General features: G+C 39.2%; 15 protein-coding genes and 1 pseudogene. 11 read left to right on the top strand and 5 right to left on the bottom strand.

Annotated features, from left to right (window positions below; genetic code table 11):
- The first annotated feature begins 77 nt into the window (after nucleotides 1-77).
- From H9L23_RS17755 to H9L23_RS17740, 4 genes and pseudogenes are all read left to right on the top strand, one after another.
- Complete coding sequence (locus H9L23_RS17755) at nucleotides 78-2,816, top strand: DUF1553 domain-containing protein (protein WP_187591633.1); 2,739 nt, start codon at nucleotides 78-80, stop codon at nucleotides 2,814-2,816.
- A gap of 12 nt (nucleotides 2,817-2,828) precedes the next feature.
- Nucleotides 2,829-4,339, top strand: a pseudogene (locus H9L23_RS27120) (DUF1501 domain-containing protein).
- 153 nt (nucleotides 4,340-4,492) lie between these two features.
- The gene (locus H9L23_RS17745) at nucleotides 4,493-5,425 is read left to right on the top strand and encodes a sugar phosphate isomerase/epimerase family protein (protein WP_187591632.1); all 933 of its coding nucleotides are present in this window, start codon (nucleotides 4,493-4,495) and stop codon (nucleotides 5,423-5,425) included.
- A 1-nt stretch (nucleotide 5,426) separates the two neighbouring features.
- Nucleotides 5,427-6,821 carry a c-type cytochrome domain-containing protein gene (locus tag H9L23_RS17740; protein WP_187591631.1) on the top strand — a complete coding sequence of 465 codons (1,395 nt, stop codon included), beginning with the start codon at nucleotides 5,427-5,429 and terminating at the stop codon, nucleotides 6,819-6,821.
- Nucleotides 6,822-6,847: 26 nt separating this feature from the next.
- Here the strand turns inward: H9L23_RS17740 and H9L23_RS17735 are convergent, their stop codons facing one another.
- Both H9L23_RS17735 and H9L23_RS17730 read right to left on the bottom strand, forming a co-directional pair.
- A complete protein-coding gene (locus H9L23_RS17735) occupies nucleotides 6,848-8,260 on the bottom strand; it encodes a PKD domain-containing protein (RefSeq protein ID WP_187591630.1) in 1,413 nt (470 codons plus the stop codon).
- A 149-nt stretch (nucleotides 8,261-8,409) separates the two neighbouring features.
- Entirely contained in the window at nucleotides 8,410-9,387 is a 978-nt protein-coding gene (locus H9L23_RS17730; RefSeq protein WP_187591629.1) for a hypothetical protein, read from the bottom strand.
- A 99-nt stretch (nucleotides 9,388-9,486) separates the two neighbouring features.
- On the opposite strand from H9L23_RS17730, the gene H9L23_RS17725 reads away from it, so the two are divergent.
- Together H9L23_RS17725 and H9L23_RS17720 are read left to right on the top strand one after the other, a co-directional pair.
- Nucleotides 9,487-10,824, top strand: coding sequence for a GH1 family beta-glucosidase (locus H9L23_RS17725; RefSeq protein ID WP_187591628.1), 1,338 nt, complete (start codon nucleotides 9,487-9,489; stop codon nucleotides 10,822-10,824).
- A gap of 97 nt (nucleotides 10,825-10,921) precedes the next feature.
- Nucleotides 10,922-11,362, top strand: a complete 441-nt coding sequence (locus H9L23_RS17720; protein ID WP_187591627.1) for a putative signal transducing protein — start codon at nucleotides 10,922-10,924, stop codon at nucleotides 11,360-11,362.
- A gap of 501 nt (nucleotides 11,363-11,863) precedes the next feature.
- On the opposite strand, the gene H9L23_RS17715 is transcribed toward H9L23_RS17720, so the two are convergent.
- On the bottom strand, nucleotides 11,864-14,143 hold the full coding sequence (locus H9L23_RS17715) for an aconitate hydratase (protein WP_187591626.1): 2,280 nt from the start codon (nucleotides 14,141-14,143) through the stop codon (nucleotides 11,864-11,866).
- 208 nt (nucleotides 14,144-14,351) lie between these two features.
- Between H9L23_RS17715 and H9L23_RS17710 the strand changes: the two genes are divergently transcribed.
- Complete coding sequence (locus H9L23_RS17710; protein ID WP_187591625.1) at nucleotides 14,352-15,296, top strand: erythromycin esterase family protein; 945 nt, start codon at nucleotides 14,352-14,354, stop codon at nucleotides 15,294-15,296.
- 140 nt (nucleotides 15,297-15,436) lie between these two features.
- Here H9L23_RS17710 and H9L23_RS17705 read toward each other — a convergent pair whose 3' ends face one another.
- Nucleotides 15,437-16,105 (bottom strand): polysaccharide deacetylase family protein, encoded by a 669-nt coding sequence (locus tag H9L23_RS17705; protein ID WP_187591624.1) that lies wholly within the window; start codon nucleotides 16,103-16,105, stop codon nucleotides 15,437-15,439.
- A 19-nt stretch (nucleotides 16,106-16,124) separates the two neighbouring features.
- On the opposite strand from H9L23_RS17705, the gene H9L23_RS17700 reads away from it, so the two are divergent.
- The 4 genes from H9L23_RS17700 to H9L23_RS17685 all read left to right on the top strand — a co-directional run bounded on the left by H9L23_RS17700 (nucleotide 16,125) and on the right by H9L23_RS17685 (nucleotide 21,575).
- Nucleotides 16,125-17,528, top strand: coding sequence for a TolC family protein (locus H9L23_RS17700; protein ID WP_246474726.1), 1,404 nt, complete (start codon nucleotides 16,125-16,127; stop codon nucleotides 17,526-17,528).
- A 105-nt stretch (nucleotides 17,529-17,633) separates the two neighbouring features.
- The gene (locus H9L23_RS17695; protein WP_187591623.1) at nucleotides 17,634-18,965 is read left to right on the top strand and encodes an efflux RND transporter periplasmic adaptor subunit; all 1,332 of its coding nucleotides are present in this window, start codon (nucleotides 17,634-17,636) and stop codon (nucleotides 18,963-18,965) included.
- Between the two features lie 74 nt (nucleotides 18,966-19,039).
- Entirely contained in the window at nucleotides 19,040-20,041 is a 1,002-nt protein-coding gene (locus H9L23_RS17690) for an NAD(P)H-dependent glycerol-3-phosphate dehydrogenase (protein WP_246474725.1), read from the top strand.
- A 1,189-nt stretch (nucleotides 20,042-21,230) separates the two neighbouring features.
- Entirely contained in the window at nucleotides 21,231-21,575 is a 345-nt protein-coding gene (locus H9L23_RS17685) for a hypothetical protein (protein ID WP_025145126.1), read from the top strand.
- A gap of 57 nt (nucleotides 21,576-21,632) precedes the next feature.
- On the opposite strand, the gene rimO is transcribed toward H9L23_RS17685, so the two are convergent.
- Nucleotides 21,633-22,964, bottom strand: coding sequence for a 30S ribosomal protein S12 methylthiotransferase RimO (gene rimO / locus H9L23_RS17680; protein ID WP_131533440.1), 1,332 nt, complete (start codon nucleotides 22,962-22,964; stop codon nucleotides 21,633-21,635).
- Nucleotides 22,965-23,047 lie beyond the last annotated feature (83 nt).

Genomic DNA, 23,047 nt, shown 5'->3' with positions numbered 1-23,047 from the left:
GAACAGTGTTTAGCTTAGTTTAACTTTGTTTACAAATAAAAAACTGCTAAAAATTAAACCAAGTTTATTCTAACCAAATGTTATTGAAAAAGAAAATATTATTTGCGTCCGGTTTTACGCTGGTTGTGATCACTTTAATTATCTTTTCACTCTTTTCTTCAGAAAAACAAATTGATTTTAACTCGCAGGTAAAGCCTATTCTGAATAAGAAATGCATTTCGTGTCATGGTGGGGTAAAGCAGCAGGGTGGTTTTAGCGTTTTATTTAGGGAAGAAGCTTTGGCCAAAACTAAAAGTGGTAAACCTGCAATTATTCCTGGCAATCCGGAGGAGAGCGAATTTATTAAACGCCTAAAATCCAACGATCCAGAAGAAAGGATGCCTTATAAACACCCGGCCTTAAACAATGATGAAATCGATATACTAAGCGGTTGGATAAAACAGGGGGCAAAATGGGGCAACCACTGGGCCTACGTGAGTGTGAAACCAACAGCAGTACCTGATATTAATAACGATTGGGTGCGCAATGACCTGGATAAATTTATTTTTGCAAAACTGGAAGAAAATAAACTCGAACCTTCTAAAATGGCCGATAAAGCTACCTTATTAAGGAGGGTTAGTTTAGATCTGATCGGTACCTATCCGTCAGATCGGTTGGCGAAATTTTACCTCAGCAGTAAAGACGAACAACATGCCTATAATGTACTGGTTGATAGTTTGCTGGCTTCGCCGAAGTTTGGCGAACGCTGGGCATCAATGTGGCTCGATATTGCCCGTTATGCCGATACCAAAGGTTATGAAAGCGATCCCAACAGGAACATCTGGAGCTACCGAGATTGGGTAATTAAAGCCTTTAATAGCGATATGCCTTACGATCAGTTTATTACAGATCAGATCGCCGGTGACCTCTTTCCGAAGCCGACCGATGCCCAGTACATTGCAACAGCATTTAGCAGGAATACACCAACCAACGATGAAGGTGGAACCAATAATGAAGAATTTAGAACGGCCGCAGTTTTAGACCGGGTAAACGCCACCTGGGAAGGTTTGATGAGTACCACTTTTTCTTGTGTACAATGTCATAGTCACCCATACGATCCTTTTAAACATGATGAATATTATAAATTCATGTCGTATTTTAACAATACCAGGGATGAGGATGTGACGGGAGAATACCCATTATTTAAAAATTTCAACGATAGCCTGAAAAATCAGCTTAACAACCTCACAAATTGGGTTCAATCCGTTTCTGGTAAAGAAAGAGCATCAGAAATGGAGTTATTTTTAAAAACCGGACAGCCAGCTATAAATTCGACTACGGCCGATCAATTGGTTAATTCGGTAATTGGCAATAACAATATTGCACTGTATTTTAAAAACAGTTCATCAGCAAGGTTAAAAGCGGTTAAGCTCGACAATATTGATCAGCTGATCATGCGATATAACTGCAGCAAAGCAAATGGTACCATGAGTTTACACTTGGGTTCGCCAAACGGACTGGTTTTAAAATCGTGGAAACTGGCACAAACCAGTGGTTATCAAAATGTGGAAATCGATTTTCCAAAACAGGCTGGGGTAAAGGATGTGTATCTAAAATATACCAATGCCTCGGTAAAAAATCCTGACGAATTTATGGTGTACTTCGATTGGTTTTACTTTACCAGGCAATTCCCCGGAAAAGGTACTCCGGAATACTTAACATACAAAAAGACATTTAAAACCTTAATGGATGCGCAGGTGCCCACCACGCCAATTATGGTCGAAAATCCATTAAGTATGCAGCGTAAAAACTATGTATTTGAGCGTGGTGCCTGGACATCAAAAGGTAAAGAAGTAAAAGCAGGTGTACCCAATTCTTTAGCTTTTGCCATGCCGAAAAATGCACCCGATAACCGCATGGGCTTAGCGATGTGGCTTACTGATAAAAGAAATCCACTCGTATCGCGTACCATGGTCAACCGATTATGGGAGCAGCTTTACGGTGCTGGTTTAGTAGAAACCCTCGAAGATATGGGGACGCAGGGAATGGCCCCTACCCATCAGGAACTTTTAGATTTTATGGCCTACCAGTTTATGTATAAGTATAATTGGAGTGTTAAAAAAATGCTGAAAGAGCTTGTAATGATGGCTACTTACAGGCAGGACAGCAAGGTTTCAGAGGAATTAAAGGAAAAAGATCTTTTTAATAAGTTTTATGCACGCGGCTCGAGGGTGAGGTTAAGTGCAGAGCAGATCAGAGACCAGAGTTTAGCCGTATGTGGCGTGTTGAGCAATAAAATGTATGGTCCGCCGGTAATGCCATGGCAGCCCGAAGGTATTTGGTTTTCGCCTTATAATGGTGCAAAATGGATCACCAGTGGAGGAGAAGAACAGTATCGTAGGGGGATTTATACCTATTGGAAACGAACTGCTCCATATCCATCGGCCATTGCTTTTGATGGCGCTTCAAGAGTGGTGTGTAGTCCGCGACGCATTCGTACCAACACTCCTTTACAGGCTTTGGTTACGCTAAATGATAGCGTGTATATCGATCTGGCGAGAAAACTAGCCCTTCGTATGGAAAAAGTAGGTGGAAATACCAGTAAAACTAAAATTGCCAAAGGCTACGAAATGATTTTATATAAAAATATTCCTCAAAACAGATTAAAGGTATTTGAAGACCTGTATGCTAAGGCTTTTGAGGAGTTTAAAAAGAATTCGGCAAGTGTATCGGCGTTTATGGGCGATAAACAAAAGAAATATAGGCCAGAAGAGGCAGCAATGGTGTTAGTGGCCAATGCCATGCTCAATCTGGATGAAGTAGTTACTAAAAATTAATCTGATCAGGTTATGACGAGAGACGAATTAAATGCACATCGGTTAATTAAAGAAGCACACGAAGCAAATGCAAGGTTGCACTCAAGGCGGCACTTTTTAAAAGAAAGTGCCATGGGCCTTGGTGCTTTGGCCATGGGTTCGCTATTGGGCAGCTGTGGTAATCTTTTTTCAGATAAACAGACCAGGATTGCTTATGATCCTGCCCATCCATTACTGCCAAAATCGCCACCACTTGTTGGTAAAGCTAAAAGTGTAATTTATTTGCACATGGCCGGTGCCCCATCGCAATTGGAATTATTCGATTTTAAACCCGAACTGATGAAAATGGATGGACAGGATTGTCCGCCATCTTTGCTGGCGGGTAAAAAGTTTGCTTTTATTACCGGTGTGCCTAAAATGCTTGGCCCGCAGGCTACTTTTGCCAAACATGGCCAATCAGGTGCTTTAGTAAGTGATAATCTGCCCCATTTTTCTACGATGGTAGATGATGTAACCTTTTTAAAGGCGGTAAAAACCGATCAGTTTAATCATGCCCCGCGCAACTTCTCGTACATACTGGTTCTCCGCGCTTAGGCCGGCCGAGCATGGGCAGCTGGGTAACTTATGGTTTAGGTTCAGAAAACCAGAACCTGCCGGGCTATGTGGTGCTAACCAGTGGAGGTAGTTTTCCAGATGCTGGTAAAAGTGTTTGGGGAAGTGGCTTTTTACCTTCGGTTTATCAGGGTGTACAATGTAGGAGCGAAGGCGATCCGGTACTCTTTATTAAAGATCCTGATGGAATGAACCGGGATTTGAGAAAAGCTTCTATCGAAGCCATTAACAAAGCTAATGAACAGCAATATCAGGAATATAACGATCCGGAAATTTTATCGCGGATAGCACAATACGAAATGGCCTACCGCATGCAGATATCGGCACCAGAGGTGATGAATATTAACGATGAACCAGCCTATATTCATGAAATGTATGGCACACAACCCGGTAAAGCCTGTTTCGCCAATAATGTATTGCTTGCAAGAAAACTGGTTGAAAAAGGTGTACGTTATATTCAGTTATTCGATTGGGGCTGGGATGCACATGGTGATAATCCAAACAACTCACTTAATATTGGACTGAAGAATAAATGCAGGACCATTGACAGGCCAATTACAGCTTTACTGCTCGATCTGAAACAACGCGGTTTATTAGAAGAAACCCTGGTAGTTTGGGGCGGCGAATTTGGTCGTACTCCAATGATGGAAAACCGGAATGGAATACAAAACCCATTTAAAGGCAGAGATCACCATACCGAGGCATTTACCATTTGGATGGCCGGAGGCGGTGTAAAGAAAGGCTTTACGCATGGCGAAACCGATGAAATAGGCTATAGTGCCATAAGCGGAAAAGTTGATGCTTTTGATATTCAGGCCACCATATTAAACCAGCTGGGTTTTGATCACGAACAATTTACCTATCCTTTCCAGGGCCGGCCGTTTAGGTTAACTGATGTAGCAGGAAAGGTGATAAGGGAGGTTGTGGCTTAATTTATTCCGGAGTCGGTAGTCGGGAGTCCGAAGTCGATTAGACTATCAACCATGAACTATTGACCAATAATCAAAGTTCAATTACCAATAAATAATTACCATTTGGCTACGAACTATGAACCAATCAACTATTGACCAATAACAAATGAACCAATGAACCAAACAAGAAGAAAATTTTTACAAAATACAGCGGTTGTTACAGCGGCTTCCGTGTTGGCACCAATACAAAATATCAGTGCTAATCCTTTTGAAAATATAAAATCTAAAGCAGGATACGAATTGTTATTTATGCAAACCGACTGGGGTTTCGAGGGCACAAGAGACGAGTTTTGTGCTGCTGCTAAAAAAGAGGGTTATGAAGGTATAGAAGTTTGGTGGCCGGGAGAGGATAAAGCTGTAAAAGAGCTTTTTGATGCTGTAAAAAAATATAAACTGGAGATTGGGTTTTTGTGTGCGGGATCGCAATCAAATATTAAAGAACATCTTGTTTCCTTTAAAAATAGCCTGGATGCCATCTGCGCCAATACTTATCAAAAACCGGTTTACATCAATTGTCACTCGGGCAAGGATTATTTTACCTACGAAGAAAATAAACAGATTATTGATTATGTAACGGCCAAAAGAAAATCATCAGGGATACCAATTTACCACGAAACCCACCGTAGCCGTATGATGTTCGCAGCACCGGTTGCCCGGAATTTTGCGGAGAAAAATCCGGAGCTCAGGTTTACCCTGGATATTTCGCATTGGTGTAATGTGCACGAAAGTTTGCTTAGTGATCAGAAACAGACCATCGATTTTATTTTAGAAAAAACAGATCATATCCATTCGCGGGTTGGTCATCCCGAAGGACCGCAGGTAAATGATCCGAGAGCTCCGGAATGGGCAAAAGTAGTAGAAGCACACCTGGCATGGTGGGATAAAGTGATCGAACGTAAAAAGAAAAACGGGGAAAGAATGACCATCCTTACCGAATTTGGTCCGGCAGATTATATGCCCACTTTGCCTTATACCCGACAACCTGTTGCCGATCAATGGGCAATAAATGTTTATATGATGAACTTATTAAGAAAAAGGTATCAGTAAAATGTTAGAATTTTTTGGTCGTTTTCACCCGGTTTTTGTCCACCTGCCCATTGGGATTTTATTGTTGGCCTGTATTTGTATCCTTTTGTCACTGAAACAGAAATTTGCCAATTTAAAGCATGCAATCCCGTTAATGCTGCTTTTAGGAGCTTTAAGTGCAATTGTTTCCTGCGTAACAGGCTATCTTTTAGCCAATGGCGGCGATTATGATGGTAACCTGGTGAGTAATCACCAATGGATGGGCATTAGTGTTGCTGTTTTATCAATTATATTATGGGCTATTTATAAAAAGGTTAAATCTAAAGGAATATTAGCTGCGATTGCGACAATTCTTGTGGTGTTAATTTCCATTACGGGCCATTTGGGTGGATCTTTAACCCATGGATCTGATTATTTAACTGCACCACTAAAATCGGATGGTGCTAAAAATGGCGCAGCTATTCCACCAATTCCTAATGTACAGGAAGCCTTTGTTTACCAAAATGCAATTCAGCCGCTTTTAAAAAGCAGATGTTACAGTTGCCATGGCAGTGAAAAGCAGAAAGGCAAACTTCGGTTAGATCAGGAAGAATACATTTTAAAAGGTGGTGAAGATGGACATACAGTTGTTAAGGGAAAAGCTGATGAAAGCGAGCTAATCAAACGGATTTTATTGCCGTTAAACGATGAAGATCACATGGCGCCTAAAGAAAAGCCACAGCTTAGCACCAATGAAATTGCACTGTTAAAATGGTGGATCAACAACGGAGCTGATTTTAAAAAGAAATTTAAGGATCTCCCACAAGGTGACGACATCAAACCGGTATTGGCGAGTTTGCAAAAAGGTGAAGATGCGACTGCGGAAATAAAAAATAATGACATCCCAACGAAAGAGATTTCTGCAGCTGATGATAAAGCATTGAAAAAATTGGCAGATGCAGGGGTAACAATCGTTCCTGTAGCGCAAAATACAAATTACCTATCTGCAAATTTCGTTAATGTACAAGTAATGGGGAAAGATATTTTAGACCTCCTTAAATCAATTGATAAACAATTGCTTTGGCTTAAATTAGAAAATGCTAAAGTGAACGACCAAACATTAACTGCCATTAAAAATTGTAAAAATTTAAGCAGGTTAAACCTGAATAATACCCAAATAACCGATACCGGTTTAGTAGCGCTAAAAGATTTAGATCAGCTGCAATCATTAAGCCTGGTAGGCACAAAAGTGACTTTAAAGGGTATCGATCAGTTAAAAAAACTTAAAAACTTAAAATTTCTGTACTTATACCAAACCAAAATAACTAAAGCAGACCTGGCTGCAATAAAAAAGCTATTGCCTAAAACAAATTTGGATACCGGAAATTATAAAATACCTACACTATCTCAGGATACTACTGTGTTTAAAGCACCATAAATATTTTTTGCAGGGTAAAGATTAAATTACCTGAGTAGCGTTACCGAACCTGAATATTTAACATTGTTATTGGATAAATTAGTACCCAATATGATGTAGTAATACACCCCAACAGGGAGGTCGTTGCCCTTAAAAGTGCCGTTCCAGTTTTCAAAAATATTGTCGGTAAAGAAAACCCTGGAACCAAGACGGTTGAAAATCTGAATGCTGTATTTCTTCAGGTTGGTTACGCCAACAAGCAGTTCATCATTGATTCCATCGCCATTTGGCGAAAATGCATTAGGCACAAAGGTAGATGCGTTTTTTTTGATGATCAGGTCACCCTGGGTAATTGAATTTGAACAGCCGTTTTTCGAAAAAGCCTTTAGCGTAATTTTGAATATTCCATCGGTTTGATAAATGTGGGTGGGGCTTTGATCTGTAGAGGTAAATCCATCGCCAAAATTCCATTCATAAAAATCACCATAAAGCGATGTATTGGTAAATATTATAGGTACCGGAGCAGAAAACTTTATGTTAAAAGTGGGTTCGGTGTAAAATTTGGCAACTGGAATTCTGGCGATAGCCGGAACAACAATTGTTGCTGGTTCGGCACTACAAGTACCTGATGTTAATATGACCTGATATTCACCTGCCACATTAAAATCAGTTACCGGAATTTCAATGGCATTTGTGGTTGCAGAATAATTGTTTGGCCCGCTCCAGGCATAAGTGATGCCTTCTTGTGCTGGTACAGATAATTTGATGATGTCTGTTAAACAAAACGAAGCCTGATTGATACTGATTTCAGGCTTTTCCGGTTTCAACTCTACCAAAATATCTTTTGTAAAGGTAGAAGTGCAGCCATTATTGCTTTCAACTGTAAGTGTGATTGTTTTAGGCCCGGGATCGGTAAAGGTTAATATTTTACTGTCGTTATTGATGGCAACCTGGCTTTTCACCCCTATGCCAAAATCCCAGGTAAGCTTTGTATAATTTTTAGAAGTATTGATAAAAGAAAAAGACTGGTTAGTTTCGCACCTATTATTTACCTCAATCGAAAACATTGCTTCAGGTTTTAAATCGACTGATAAAATGTCTATCGAATTTACTTCACTCACACAATCTCCAACCTGAACATAAAGTTTATAGGTTCCTGCTATTTCCGGCCCGATTGCCGGAATTTCGGGGTTCTGGTTTGTTGAAATAAAACCATTTGGCCCTGACCAGTGGTAGGTTGCTAAATTTAAAAAAGGAGTTGATAATTTTAATACATCTCCCTGGCATAAATTAACCTTCGAAGCCGTTATCGCAGGTTTTTCTGGTGTGTTTGCTACAATAAAAGTCTGCGTGGTAACTACGTTGCATCCGTTTGTGCCTTTGGCCTCCAGAACTACAATTTTCTCTCCAGGTGTATTGTATGTTACCGTAAATGGTCCGGCTGTTGTGGCAGAAGCCAAACTCGCTCCTTCACCAAAAGACCATTTTAAAGAGGCAAAGTTTGTCGCTTTACTTTCGAAAGTATAGGCCTGGCTATCGGTACACGGGTTTAGTTTTTTAACATCAATTTCCGCTGTTGGACCTGCAAAATCTGCCGTGCCACCAAATTCTAAGGTAAAACCATTATTCCCCCCGAAAAATTATCGATTAATATAGCATAAACATGGTCCTGTTGCAGTTCTACATATTTTACAAACCCATTTTGGCCGGCCGGGCAACCTAGCGCTTCAGTCAAATCAGTTTCAGTCATACTTAGGCCGGTTTTATAATAGGAAGGGCTACAGGTTACGCCACTTCCTGATGCACACCGGATAGCATTTGCCGCATTTATTTTACTACAATCCCCGTTCAGACCTAAATCGTAAAAAACCCAATCAATGTCGTTCGTGGTTACAGTAGGTGTTATTACAAAAGTAAAATCGCCGGGTACAGAAGCTTTAAACATATACCAGGCAGAGTTAGATTCTGTACCCAGGCAGGTTCCAGCCGATTCGTGATTGTTTGCCCCCGAGCCAGTTACATTTAACTGGGTAAAGGTCTCTTTTGTACACAATACCGAAAATGTTCCACAATCTTGTCCTGGTTGTATTGGTGGGAAATAATTATCGATACAGAGTTTAAAAGTACCGGTAGCATCATTCGCGGCGCTTACCCTAATATAGTAAACCTGTCCAACCGTTAAAGCACCCTTGTATAAAGAAATAACATTATTTGATGTCGCCAGCGTGCCAGGCTGCTCTGCAATAGAATTACTCGCCGGATCATACGAATATAAGGCAACTAATGGACCAATTAAGGTATTTGTACTATTGGCATCAATTTTTCCGCTAACGGAGATATTTACATCAAATTTAGATGCTGTAAACTTATACCAAACATCTTTACCAACCGCCGACCAGTTTAAAGATTTATTATAATTGCTTGGGGTAGCTTCTAAATTGTTAAATTCGGCATCGCCACTACAATATGCACTGGTATTGGTAATATTGATAGCATTTATCAGTTCATCATTAATGGGTGGGGTAAATTTTCCAAAGGCAGAGACATTTTGTATTACCAATAGAAAAAGAATTAATGAGTAGCGCATAGGTAAAAATATTAAAAATTGTTTTTATTTCGAATCATTTTAATTGTTAATGATTTGTTAATATTAAACTTGCAACTTATGGCAATTAATTGGTAAACAATGATTAATGCGAGCGATTTTGGTAAGGATTTTTTGTGGGGGGTGGCTACTGCTGCAGCCCAGATAGAAGGAACAGCAACCCAGTATGGCAAAGGACCTTCGATATGGGATACCTTTACCGCGAAAAATGGGAAAATAAAAAAGAACCATAAATTAGATCCAGCCTGCGATTTTTATCACCGTTACACCGAAGATGTAGCTTTGGTTAAACTTTTGGGTTTTAAAGTCTTTAGGTTTTCAATCGCCTGGTCGCGGATTTTGCCTGCAGGTAGGGGCGAAATCAATCAGGAAGGCATCAGGTTTTATCACAACCTCATCGATGAATGTTTATCAAACGGGATTACGCCTTATATAACGCTGTATCATTGGGATTTGCCACAGGCCCTGGAAGACGAAGGTGGTTGGACCAGCTTTAGTATTAATGCTGCTTTTAATGCTTTCGTAAGCATCTGCGCTTTAGAATACGGCGACAAAGTAAAAAACTGGATCGTACTGAACGAACCTTTCGGTTATACTTCATTAGGTTATATGCTGGGTATCCATGCACCCGGCAAAACAGGCTTAAGTAATTTTTTTCCTGCGGTGTTGCATACTGCTTTGGCACAGGCCGAAGGTGGTAAAATTTTACGTGCAGAAATTAGCAAGGCCAATATTGGTACCACTTTTTCCTGTTCAGAAATTATTCCCAATACGCAAAGTGATAGCGATATCCTTGCCGCAAAACGGGTAGACTGTTTAATGAACCGTTTATTTGTAGAGCCAACACAAGGAATGGGTTTTCCAACTGCTGATTGGGATCTGCTCGAAAAATTTCAGATCGAATATGGTACCTGGCGACTTCAGGAAAGAATGAAGTTTGATTTTGACTTTATCGGACTTCAAAATTATTTTCCGCTTGTGGTAAAATACAACGCTTTTATCCCCGTAATCCAGGCTTGGGAAGTAAAAGCCAAAAGCCGGAAAAAACCACATACCGCGATGGGTTGGGAAATAAATGCAGATAGTTTTTATAATATCGTAAAGCAATTTGCTGCTTATCCAAATATTAAAAACATCATCATTACCGAAAATGGTGCTGCTTATCATGATAAGTTAATTGATGGTAGGGTAGAAGACCCAGAACGGATCGAATATTTTAAACTTTATTTAAATGCACTGCTAAAACTCAAAAAGGAAGGCATAAATGTAACCGGTTATATGGCCTGGACCTTGATGGATAATTTTGAGTGGGCCGAAGGTTTTACCGCCAGATTCGGCTTGATTTACAACGATTTTAAAACGCAGCAGCGCACCATTAAAGATTCGGGCTATTGGTGGCAGGATTTTCTGAAGAAATAAACCCTGTAGCGCGCTATGTTATGCTAGTTTTAGCCACGGATGCGCGGAAAACACGGAATATTTATATCATTCAACGATTTTTATCTAAATTAACAGCATGAACGATAGAACAGTTGTTTACAGCACTTTTTACAATCCGATGGAAGCCAATATCATCAAAGCAAAACTGGAAGACAGTGGTTTTGCCTGTTTCCTCGCCGATGAAAATGTAGCTACTATTCAACCCTTGTACAATCAGGCCATCGGTGGCGTAAAACTGATCGTTTTTGAAAGAGATGTAGAAGCGATCAATGCTTTGTTAGCTGAAGATAATAGTTTGAGCATTGAGTCATCCGATGAGATAGTTGATGATCAAAAGTTAACAGAAGAGAAGCCAGCCTGTCCAAAATGCGGATCAAAGGATGTTGGCTTTGGAATGGCTACAAAAAAGAAATTTAGTTGGTGGGTTATTCTAACTTCCGTTCTGGTTGGTGTTTTTCTTCCTTTTAAGGGGAATAAATCTTTTCATTGCTATAATTGCGGCCTCGAGTTTAAATAAGATTGAGTACATTTTTTGAAGCGCAAAAGCAGTAGCAACTTTTAAGGTTGGCTCCCGTGCTTCGCTATATCCTTTCGCTACGCTTCAGGGATGTCGCTATGCCCGGGGCTGGAAAGTTTTTTTAGTGCAAGAAAAACAAAACCTCACCTCATCGTATTCAAGCATGCATTTTGTTGAATAAAGCATTTTTGGTTAAAATTGTTCCTGTCGCCGCTATCTAAACCCGATATACGCGTATGCTGGTTTTTTTCTAACCAGCAGCAGCATTAGCGGGACCAACCCCAACCTAAGAACTAGTGTACCTGTTTTCCAAATAAAAAGGAATTACAATCTCATTTATTTAGCCTGCCAAAATAACGAAAGAGATTGCTTCGCCGGCTGAAAAAGCCTTCTCCTAATGATGGGTTTTTCCAAAAAAAAATCCCGTTTTGAATTAACAAAACGGGATTGATATTATTTGCATCCAGACTTCGGACTACCGACTCCGGACTTTCAGACTAATTAAAGCGCTGCCTTAGCCGCTGCTTCAGCCCTGATGATATTTAATGCACCACCAGCTTTAAACCACTCAATTTGTTGATCGTTATAACTGTGGTTAACCAGGAACGATTCTTCTGTGCCATCAGCATGGTGTAAAACTAATGTTAATGGTTGATCAGGAGTAAAGCTTGTTAAGCCTAAGATATCGATGGTATCATCTTCCAAGATTTTATCATAATCATCTTTGTTGGCAAACGTTAAACCTAACATTCCTTGTTTTTTAAGGTTGGTTTCGTGGATACGGGCAAAAGATTTTACCAATACGGCACGAACACCTAAGTGACGAGGCTCCATAGCGGCGTGCTCACGAGATGAACCTTCACCATAGTTTTCATCACCCACTACGATTGATCCTAAACCAGCCGCTTTATAATCGCGTTGTGTTGCAGGAACCGGACCGTACTCGCCGGTTAATTCATTTTTAACGTTATCTGTTTTATCGTTGAAGTAGTTAACCGCACCGATAAGCATGTTATTAGAAATGTTATCTAAGTGACCACGGAATTTTAACCATGGACCAGCCATCGAGATGTGATCGGTTGTACATTTACCTTTGGCTTTGATTAAAAGTTTCAAACCTTTTAAGTCTGTACCTTCCCAAGGACTAAATGGATCTAACAATTGTAGACGGTGAGAAGTTGGAGAAACCAAAACCTCAACTTTAGAACCATCAGCAGCCGGTGCCTGGAAACCTGCATCTTCTACAGCGAAACCTTTTGTTGGCAATTCGTCACCAGTAGGTGGATCTAATTTAACCTGCTCGCCTTTATCGTTTGTTAACGTATCGGTTAATGGGTTAAAACCTAAATTACCTGAAATGGCAATTGCAGCAACCATTTCTGGCGAAGCTACGAAAGCGAAAGTATTTGGGTTACCATCCGCACGTTTAGCAAAGTTTCTGTTAAACGAGTGTACAATTGTATTTTTTTCTGCTTTTTCTGCACCAGTACGGTCCCACATACCAATACATGGTCCGCAGGCGTTGGTGAAGATTGTTGCATCTAAATCTTCGAAAGTTTTTAAGAAACCATCACGGTTAGCCGTGTAACGCACCTGCTCAGATCCGGGGTTGATACCGAAAGCCGATTTAGTCACCAAACCTTTTTCAATAGCCTGATTTGCGATAGAAGCTGCTCTTGATAAATCTTCGTATGAAGAGTTGGTACAAGAACCGATCAATCCCCATTCTACTTTTAAAGGCCAGCCATTTTTCTCTGCTTCCACTTTCATTTGAGAAACCGGAGTAGCTAAATCTGGTGTAAACGGACCGTTTAAATAAGGTTCTAATTCATCAAGATTGATTTCAATCACCTGATCGAAATAATTTTCCGGATCAGCATAAACTTCATCATCACCTGTTAAATAGGCAGCAATTTTGTTAGCCTCATCAGCAACTTCATCTCTGCCGGTAGCACGTAAATAACGCTCCATGCTCTCATCATAACCAAAAGTAGAAGTGGTTGCACCAATTTCCGCACCCATGTTACAGATGGTACCTTTACCAGTACAGCTTAAGTTGATAGCGCCATCACCAAAATATTCTACAATTGCACCAGTACCACCTTTTACGGTAAGGATACCGGCAACTTTAAGGATAACATCTTTCGCAGCAGTCCAGCCGTTCAATTTTCCTGTTAACTTAACACCGATTAATTTAGGGAATTTAAGCTCCCAGGGTAAACCAGCCATTACATCACAGGCATCAGCCCCACCAACACCAATAGCAACCATACCCAAACCACCTGCATTTACAGTATGTGAGTCGGTTCCAATCATCATTCCACCCGGGAAAGCATAATTTTCTAAAACAACCTGGTGGATAATACCTGCACCTGGTTTCCAGAAACCGATACCATATTTGTTTGATACAGAAGATAAGAAATCAAAAACTTCAGCACTTTCAGTTTTAGCATGAGGTAAATCTATCGCAGCACCTTCTTTTGCCGTAATTAAGTGATCACAGTGCACGGTAGATGGAACAGCCACCTGTGGCCTTCCTGCCTGCATAAACTGCAATAATGCCATTTGTGCAGTTGCATCCTGCATCGCTACGCGATCTGGTGCAAAATCTACGTAATCAGAACCACGTTTAAACGCCGTTTTAGGATCTCCATCCCAAAGGTGTGCATACAATATTTTTTCAGATAATGTTAAAGGCCTGCCAACTATTTTACGCGCAGCCTCAACACGGCTACCGAAGTTTGCATAAACCTTTTTAATCATGTCTATATCAAAAGCCATCGATTTTTATTGGTTAAAAGGTAATACTTCTATTCTACTAGCTGCGAATTTACAAAAAAAATAGACCTCTTAAGGTCATCCTTAGATCATTGTATTATTTGGAAATGTTCTAAATAGTTTGGGCTTAATAAATTTTTGATTTTATTGCAGATCAGCCATTAAGTTTTATGGAATCTGGTGATTCTGATCATCAATTTGATAAAAGATAATGAGAAAAATATGCTACTTAATCTTGTTGCTCAGTGCAACTTTTAATGCGAACAGCCAGGAAAATAATGCCGAAAAGCTAAATTGGTTGAATAAAAATGCTGTCGATCTGAAATCTACCTATCTGAAAACGTTATCAGCGCAATTAGGCCAAAACGTTATTGTGGGCCTGGGAGAGGCCTCTCATGGAACAGAAGAGTTCTTCCAGGAAAAAAACAAGATAGTGAAATACCTGATTACGGATCAGAAATATACACAGATCGGTTTCGAAGTTCCGGATGAAGCCATGGCAAAAGTAAACGATTATGTGACCTTGGGAAAAGGCGATTTGAAAGTATTGCTGAAAGATTTCAGGTTGTACCATACGAAATCTTTTTCCGATCTTTTCGAATGGGTAAAAAATTATAATCTTGATCCAAAACATGTCAAAGTAGAAGTTTTTGGCTTTGATAATGTCGGTTACACCGACCCTTTTGAACGCGATAGCCTGATGGCTAAAAATGCTGTAGAACGGCAGACAAAAACCAAAACTAAAATGATTGTTTGGTCGCACAACCTGCATTTATTAAAAGATACTACAGGAGGATATAAAGCATTTGGCTATTTCTTGAATAAACACTACAAAACAGACTTCTTTAACATTGCCTTTGATACTTATCAGGGAAAAGTGAATACGATCAGTGTGAATGAAGATGGTACCAGTGAGGTAACTGCCCACCAGCTTGAAATCCCAACCACAGGTTTTACTGCGCTTTTTGCAAAAGCCAGATACGATAGTTTTTTTATTAATTTCCGTGGCGTTAATCCATTTTCAGGGATAAAAGATTCAATCACCAACATCTGGGCTGATTGGAGAGCGCCTTATGCTATGCCAATAAGATTAGCCAATGATTTTGATGCCATTATTTTTATTAAAAACACCACTGCATCGCTTCCGTTAAATTAGAAATTCCATTTATTTCTTCACTGTTCAAAATCGTACATGTTTGTACGGTTTTGAACAGTTTTTTATTTGTGTTTATTTTAAATATCTTATTATCAGTATTTTATGTTGATTTTTCTTGTTGGCATAAGATTAGCTTTGGGCTACAATGTTGAAAAAGTGAAACCTTTTTCAGTAAAATAAGCTAATGCCCTGGGCAATGTGTAAGATAAGCGGTCGAATGCTTTTAAACTATCGTGAAAAACAATTATAGAGCCGTTCTCGGTATGTTTTATCACATTTTGATAGCATTTTTCGGGTGCAAGATTAATATCGAAATCACCACTGAGCACATCCCACATTACGATTTTTAGTTGGGAGCTGGGAGCTGGGAGTTGGGAGTTGTTTGGCGCTTTAAACTCCGAACTCCAAACTAATGACTCCAAACTCCGAATCTGGCTTTTCTTAATCCTCCCGTAAGGAGGGCGAAAGAGATTAGATTGTGTAAGTTCCTGGCATTTTAGTGTATTTTCGAGATAGGTTTCATCATCGGTTTTCCAGCCTTTTAAATGGTTAAAAGTGTGGTTGCCGATGGCATGTCCGTCGTTTTTTACACGTTCAAAAACCTCGGGGTGTTTTACAATATTGTCGCCAATGCAAAAAAATGTAGCTTTAGCATTGAAAGCTTTTAAAGTTTTTAATACAAAATCTGTAACATTGGGTATAGGTCCATCGTCAAAGGTCAAATAAATAACTTTTTCGGTGCGGGATTTATTCCATAACAGTGATGGATAATACCATTTTAGCAGAAGCGGTGATTTGATCAGGTACATTTAAAATCAAAGTTAGTAAATGCCTGTACAGATTGAAATTATTAAAGTTGTTTATATAGATTTGAAACAAATTATGAAGATGTTTACCAAGAATAAGTTAATTACCGGATCTGCGTTATTAGTGGCATTAAGTTTTAGTCAGCAAATTAAGGCTCAGGAAGTGATCAGCATTGAACAAGCGGTCGAAAACACATTAAAAAACAATCTAAACATCAAACAGGCTGCATTTAGTGCTTCTTTGAGTGAAGAAAATGTCCGCCAATCAAAAAATGCTTTATTACCCACTGTAAATGGTACCGTTAACCAATCCATGCAATGGGGTAGGAGTCAGCAAGTATCAGGTTTATTCGAAAACACACAAAATTATAATTTAAGTCCAAATTTGAGTACCAATGTTTCGCTTTTTGGTGGTGGAACAAAGATCAACCAGATCAGACAGAATAAAATTCTATTGGCAGCCAACCAAACCAATGTAGACAAGGTAAAAAATGACCTTATTCTGCAGGTGGTAACGGCTTACCTTCAGGTTTTAAATAACCAGGATCAGGTTAAAGCTACCCAACAACAATTGGATGTTGCCAATTCAACTTTAAAAAGAGAGCAGGCGCTTTTAGATGTTGGGAACAAAACTTTAGCCGATATTTCGCAGGCCAAATCGCAGGCTGCAACCGCTGAGCTTAATTTAACCAATGCGCAGAACCAGTTAACTATATCCTATTTAACTTTAGGACAGTTAATGGAAATTCAGCCGCCAATGACATTTAAAGTACAGGCGCCATTGGTTAACGAATTAAATAATATTCAAAACACTTATGTTCCGAGCGACATTTATAAACAAGCGCTTAGTACATTTCCAGATATTAAATTAGCTGAACTGAACAGCAAAGCAGCCGAAAAAGCAATAGATGTTGCCAAAGGGGGATTTTTTCCGCAGATCAGTTTAGGAGGCGGTTTAGGATCGGCCTATTATTACCAGTTTAATTCAAATTTTCCGACTTCAAAATTTACCAATCAGTTATCTGATAACTTTGGTCAATATGTGAGTATGGGTATATCCATTCCTATTTTTAATGGCTTTACAACCAGATCGTCGGTTAGAAAAGCAAAAATTACCTGGATGCAGCGTAAAACGGATGAGCAGATCTCAAAAAATAACCTGATCAAAGTAATTAATCAGGCAGTAGCTGATTTAAACGCAGCACAAAGCAGATACTCATCTACACAAAATGCTTTTCAGGCACAAAAAGATGCTTTTTATGTAATCGATCAACGTTATAATGTTGGTTTGGTAAACTCTTTAGATTACAGTACTGCACAAACCAATAGAAATAAAGCCGAAATAGATTTTATCTTAGCGAAATACGATTTACTGTTCCGTGCCAAAGTGATTGATTATTATTTAGGCAAACAGATTGTTTTTTAAGACTAAAGCTGAGCACAAAGGGCAATTCAACATTAAAACCTTTCAACTTACAACCTTAAAAACCTACAACTTTAATACAAACAAACGAAATACAATAAATAAATTATGAAACTGAAGCATATTATTATCACCATAGTTGCTATCGTAGCCCTTCTGGTTATACTTAAACTGGCCGGAGTGATAGGTGGAGACAAAACCGAAAAAGTAACTACAGAAAAGGCATCAGATAAAACTGTTGTAGAAACAGTTACGGCAAGTGGTAAAATCCAGCCAGAAACTGAGGTAAAATTGAGTTCGGAAGTATCTGGAGAGGTAGTAGAATTAAAGGTAAAAGAAGGCGATATTGTTAAAGCAGGTCAATTGCTTTGTAAAGTACGCCCTGATGTATTACAATCGGGTTATGAAAGAACTGTTGCCAGTTTTAACGCGCAAAAGGCCAGTGTAGCTGCAGCGCAACAACAGCTTGCTCAAAACCAGGCTAACTTTGTAAACTCAGAAGCTACTTATAAACGTAATGTAGAGCTTTTTAATAAAAAAGTGATCTCAGCTTCAGAGTTTGATTCGGCCAAAGCTGCCTATTTAACCGCTAAAGCAAATTTAGCCAGCGCAAAAGAAAATGTAACCGGGGCTAAATTTACCTTAGAACAAACTGGTGCAAACGTAAAAGAAGCTGGTGCAAACCTGGCTAAAACTACTATTTATGCACCGGTTGATGGTGTGGTTTCGAAATTATCAATCGAACTGGGCGACCGTATTCTTGGAACCTCGCAAATGGCAGGTACCGAGATTATGCGTATCTCTAACTTGTCATCAATGGAAGTTAACGTTGATGTAAATGAGAACGATATTACCCGCGTTAAAGTGGGCGATAAAGCTTCAATCGAAGTTGATGCTTTCTCTGATAAAAAATTTAGAGGGGTAGTAACCGAAATTGCAAGTTCATCAACCGCTGTGGGTACTGCAGTATCTACCTCGGTAGATCAGGTAACCAATTTCTCGGTAAAAATCAGAATTACTGAAGAACTGGCCGGTAAACAACAATCTATTTTCCGTCCGGGTATGTCGGCTACAGTTGATATTGAAAGTGAATCGTTAACAGGTTTAGCCATTCCAATCCAGGCAGTATTTACCGATAACGGAAAATCTGGTGAAAGCCAGGGTAACCAGGAAAATACTGATAAGCAAAAATCTAAACTGGCCGACAAAAAGGTAAAGCAATATATTTATGCTTACGATGCAAAAACCAAAAAGGTTAAAAAGACAGAGGTAACTACAGGTATCCAGAACGATCAGTTCATTATTGTAAAATCTGGTGTTAAAGCTGGACAAGAAATCGTAACGGGACCTTATTCTGCCATCCAGAACAAATTAAAGGACGGAATGATTGTAGAAAAAACCGCTAAAGACCAATTGTTTAGCAAAGACGGCAAAAAGTAAGGTATATTTAACCATAATAAATAATTAAATTGTCCCGGTTTAAAACATTAAACCGGGATTTTTATTTTATAATCATGGTACCTAAAATAGCAATGATAGGGGGTGGGAGCTGGGCTACTGCCATTGTAAAAATGCTTGCAGATAATTTAGCTGAAAAGGAAATTTTTTGGTGGATGCGGAATGAAAGTGCTATAGAGCACATCAAGAAATTTAAGCATAATCCTAATTATATCAGTTCTGTTGAGATAAAACTCAGCCAGGATGATCATATTTCATCTGATATCAATTCGATTATAAAATCTGCCGATTTTGTAATTTTAAACGTTCCTGCGGCATTCTTAAAAACCACACTAGCTTCTATCACTGCTGAAGATTTAAAAGGAAAAAAAATCGTTTCGGCCATAAAGGGTATCGTGCCTGAAGATAACCTGATTATCGGGGAGTTTATGCACGAGAAATATGGTATTCCCTACCACGATATTTTAGTGGTGAGCGGTCCATGCCATGCCGAAGAAGTTGCTTTAGAAAAACTATCTTATTTAACCATTGCCTGTACCAATGTTGAACAGGCATCAACTTTTGCTTCTTTTTTAAATACCCGTTACATCAAAACAAACGTTTCCGACGATATTTTCGGTACGGAATACGCGGCTGTTTTAAAAAATATTTATGCAGTGGCCAGTGGTATCTGTCATGGAATTGGTTATGGCGATAATTTTCAGGCAGTATTGATCAGCAATGCCATCCGCGAGATTAAACGTTTTGTAGATGCGGTTCACCCCATCGATAGGGATATTATGGAATCCGCATATCTGGGTGATTTATTGGTTACTGCCTATTCGCAATTTAGCCGCAACCGTACCTTTGGCAACATGGTAGGAAAAGGTTATACCGTAAAATCGGCGCAGCTCGAAATGAATATGGTTGCCGAAGGTTATTATGCTGTAAAATGTATGCACATTAAAAATCAGGCTTGTAATGTAGATATGCCGATCTGTAAGGCGGTGCATAGTATTATCTATGAAAACCGATCGCCGCACATCGAGATGAAATTATTGGCAGAGAAATTAAACTAAAATTGGTTTAAGTTAATAATTACGGTGATTTTGATTCAATAATTGTTTTTTGTAAAGCAGGTTTTTTGCTTTTCGGTTAGGGTAGTCCTTCTTTTCGCTATTATCTTTTTGTGAGGATTGGTGGATTATTTTTAGTTTGTGCAGCAAAAAGGATAACCGCTACAATAAGGTTTATTAAACAGTGGGCAGTACAGGTAAAACCTGGCATTTTGCCCAATATGATGTGTTTTCTTTTTTGTTCTTTGCAGCAACAGTGTTTCTAGCCCCGGGTGCAGCGGCATCCCTGAAGCGCAGCGGAGGGATATAGCGCAACACGGGAACACACTTAAATAGTTGCTCTGGCCCTGCGCTCCAAAAAAGGAATAATTTTTTTTGTAAAGCAGGTTTTTTGCTTTTCGGTTAGGGCAGTCCTTCTTTTCGCTATTATCTTTTTGTGAGGGTTAGCGGAGTATTTTGGTTTGTGCACCAAAAAGGATAACCGCTACAATAAGGTTTATTAAACAGTGGGCAGTACAGGTAAAACCTGGCATTTTGCCCAATAATGTATTTTCTTTTTTGTTCTTTGCACAGCAATAGTGTTTCTAGCCCCGGGCGAAGCGGCATCCCTGAAGCGCAGCGGAGGGATATAGCGCAGCACGGGAACACACTTAAATAGTTGCTCTGGCCCTGCGCTCCAAAAAAGGAATAATTGTTTTTTGTAAAGCAGGTTTTTTGCTTTTCGGTTAGGGTAGTCCTTCTTTTCGCTATTATCTTTTTGTGAGGATTGGTGGATTATTTTTTGTTTGTGCAGCAAAAAGGATAACCGCTACAATAAGGTTTATTAAACAGTGGCAGTACAGGTAAAACCTGGCATTATGCCCAATATGATGCTTTTTGTATTTTGTTTTTTGCAGCAATAGTGTTTCTAGCCCCGGGCGCAGCGGCATCCCTGAAGCGCAGCGAAAGGATATAGCGCAGCACGGGAACACACTTAAATAGTTGCTCTGGCCCTGCGCTCCAAAAAAGGAATAAAAAATTTTTGTAAATCAAGGTTTGTTGCCTTGTAGGTTGTTGCAGTCCTTATTTGCGCCATTATATTTTTATGATTCTGCTTAAAAAATAATAGTTTAAAATTTTATCTTTATTAGTGTAACAGAAATAAAACAAATCTAATGATCAACTGTTATCCTCTAAACAAAATATAGCTGTCATGAAAAAGAAATTAGTAATGGGTTTATTAACACTTGCCTTGTTTGGTGGTGCAGCCCTAAATGTTAATGCTCAGGAAAAGAAAAAAACAGAAGTTGGTAAAGCATTAGACCATACAGGTAAAGCGATCGGAAAAGGTGCAAAATCTGTAGGTAATAAAACAGCAGAGGTAGCGGTAAAAGGAAGTTCGAAAGTTGCAGATAAAACCTGGAAAGGTAAAATGGCACCAGATGGAACTGATGTTTACATCAACGCTAAAAATGAAAAGTATTATGTAAACTCTAAAGGTGCCAAAATCTGGTTAAAACCTAGCCAGATTAAAAACAGACCTGAGCCTAAAAAATAGAAGGCTAAAGTTTATAGAAAAAACCTCGTAGATATTAAAACCTACGAGGTTTTTATTTTATACAATGGTTCCGTATAGATCGAAATCTTCGGCACGGTCGATTTTTACATTAACAAAACTTCCGTTTGCAGCATAACCGGTTGCGGCATCAATTAAAACTTCATTATCTACCTCCGGTGAATCGAATTCGGTTCTTCCTACAAAGAAATCGCCTTCTTTTTTATCAACCAATACTTTAAAGGTTTTGCCTACTTTTTCCTGATTGATATCGAATGAAATGCCTTGCTGAATTTCCATAATATCATCCACACGTTGCTGTTTTACTTCATCCGGAATATCATCAACCAAAGTATGCGCATGTGTTTTTTCCTCATGCGAATAGGTAAAACAGCCTAAACGGTCGAATTTTGTTTCGGCAACCCATTCTTTCATTTCTTCGAAATCATGTTCTGTTTCGCCCGGATAACCGCAAATTAATGTGGTACGCATGGCAATGTTTGGTACTTTATCGCGGATCTGATTAACTAAATCGATGGTTTTTTGTTTGGTGGTGCCACGGCGCATCGATTTTAGCATGTTATCGGTAATGTGCTGTAATGGCATATCCAGGTATTTGCAGATGTTATCGCGTTCGTTCATGGCATCTAAAATCTCCATCGGAAAACCAGAAGGGTAGGCATATTGTAAACGGATCCATTCGATACCTGGTACATCAGATAAGCGGCGCATCAGCTCGTCTAATTTACGCACGCCATAAAGATCCAAACCATAATAAGTAAGATCCTGAGCAATTAAAATAAGCTCTTTGGTGCCATTTTTAGCCAGAATTTTAGCTTCGTTAACTAATTCTTCCATTGGCTTGCTCAAATGTTTGCCACGCATTAATGGAATGGCACAGAATGAACATGGACGGTTACATCCTTCGGCAATTTTGAAATAAGCAAAATGCGATGGGGTAGTAAGCAAACGTTCACCAATAAGCTCATGTTTGTAATTGGCGCCCAACTCATGTAATATATTCTGTAAATCGTTTGTGCCGAAAAAGGCATCAACGTTGGTAATTTCAGATTCCAGCTCAGGTTTGTAACGCTCAGACAAACAACCTGTAACCACTACTTTACCAATTTTACCCGCCTCTTTAAGCTCACTGAACTGAAGGATGGTATCAATTGATTCTTGTTTAGCATTATCGATAAAACCGCAGGTATTGATTACAACGATATCGTCTTTACCCATTTTGTCTGATTCGTGCACAACATTTAAATTGTTGCCACGCAACTGGCCCATCAATACTTCCGAATCGTATATGTTTTTTGAACAACCTAACGTAATTACATTGATTTTAGGTTGTTTAACTGCGCTTTTACTTCTAACTATTTTGGTATTCATATTATATGTGATTCCACCGGTGATAAAATGATTAAGGTGATAATCTTTTTGTCGATTAATTGATTATGAGATGATTGCGTTTA

This window comes from Pedobacter roseus (genome assembly GCF_014395225.1).
Lineage (GTDB): Bacteria > Bacteroidota > Bacteroidia > Sphingobacteriales > Sphingobacteriaceae > Pedobacter > Pedobacter roseus.
Note: the sequence above shows the minus strand (reverse complement) of the source record. Positions and strands in the feature narration are given on the sequence as shown.

What these genes read in the sequence shown, in the direction of transcription:
- H9L23_RS17685 (WP_025145126.1), top strand. Translation starts at nt 21,231, where the DNA reads ATGAAAAAGAAATTAGTAATGGGTTTATTAACACTTGCCTTGTTTGGT.
- H9L23_RS17705 (WP_187591624.1), bottom strand. Translation starts at nt 16,105, where the DNA reads ATGTACCTGATCAAATCACCGCTTCTGCTAAAATGGTATTATCCATCA.
- H9L23_RS17745 (WP_187591632.1), top strand. Translation starts at nt 4,493, where the DNA reads ATGAACCAAACAAGAAGAAAATTTTTACAAAATACAGCGGTTGTTACA.
- H9L23_RS17690 (WP_246474725.1), top strand. Translation starts at nt 19,040, where the DNA reads ATGGTACCTAAAATAGCAATGATAGGGGGTGGGAGCTGGGCTACTGCC.
- H9L23_RS17710 (WP_187591625.1), top strand. Translation starts at nt 14,352, where the DNA reads ATGAGAAAAATATGCTACTTAATCTTGTTGCTCAGTGCAACTTTTAAT.
- H9L23_RS17740 (WP_187591631.1), top strand. Translation starts at nt 5,427, where the DNA reads ATGTTAGAATTTTTTGGTCGTTTTCACCCGGTTTTTGTCCACCTGCCC.
- H9L23_RS17730 (WP_187591629.1), bottom strand. Translation starts at nt 9,387, where the DNA reads ATGCGCTACTCATTAATTCTTTTTCTATTGGTAATACAAAATGTCTCT.
- H9L23_RS17725 (WP_187591628.1), top strand. Translation starts at nt 9,487, where the DNA reads ATGATTAATGCGAGCGATTTTGGTAAGGATTTTTTGTGGGGGGTGGCT.
- rimO (WP_131533440.1), bottom strand. Translation starts at nt 22,964, where the DNA reads ATGAATACCAAAATAGTTAGAAGTAAAAGCGCAGTTAAACAACCTAAA.
- H9L23_RS17755 (WP_187591633.1), top strand. Translation starts at nt 78, where the DNA reads ATGTTATTGAAAAAGAAAATATTATTTGCGTCCGGTTTTACGCTGGTT.
- H9L23_RS17715 (WP_187591626.1), bottom strand. Translation starts at nt 14,143, where the DNA reads ATGGCTTTTGATATAGACATGATTAAAAAGGTTTATGCAAACTTCGGT.
- H9L23_RS17700 (WP_246474726.1), top strand. Translation starts at nt 16,125, where the DNA reads ATGCCTGTACAGATTGAAATTATTAAAGTTGTTTATATAGATTTGAAA.
- H9L23_RS17720 (WP_187591627.1), top strand. Translation starts at nt 10,922, where the DNA reads ATGAACGATAGAACAGTTGTTTACAGCACTTTTTACAATCCGATGGAA.
- H9L23_RS17695 (WP_187591623.1), top strand. Translation starts at nt 17,634, where the DNA reads ATGAAACTGAAGCATATTATTATCACCATAGTTGCTATCGTAGCCCTT.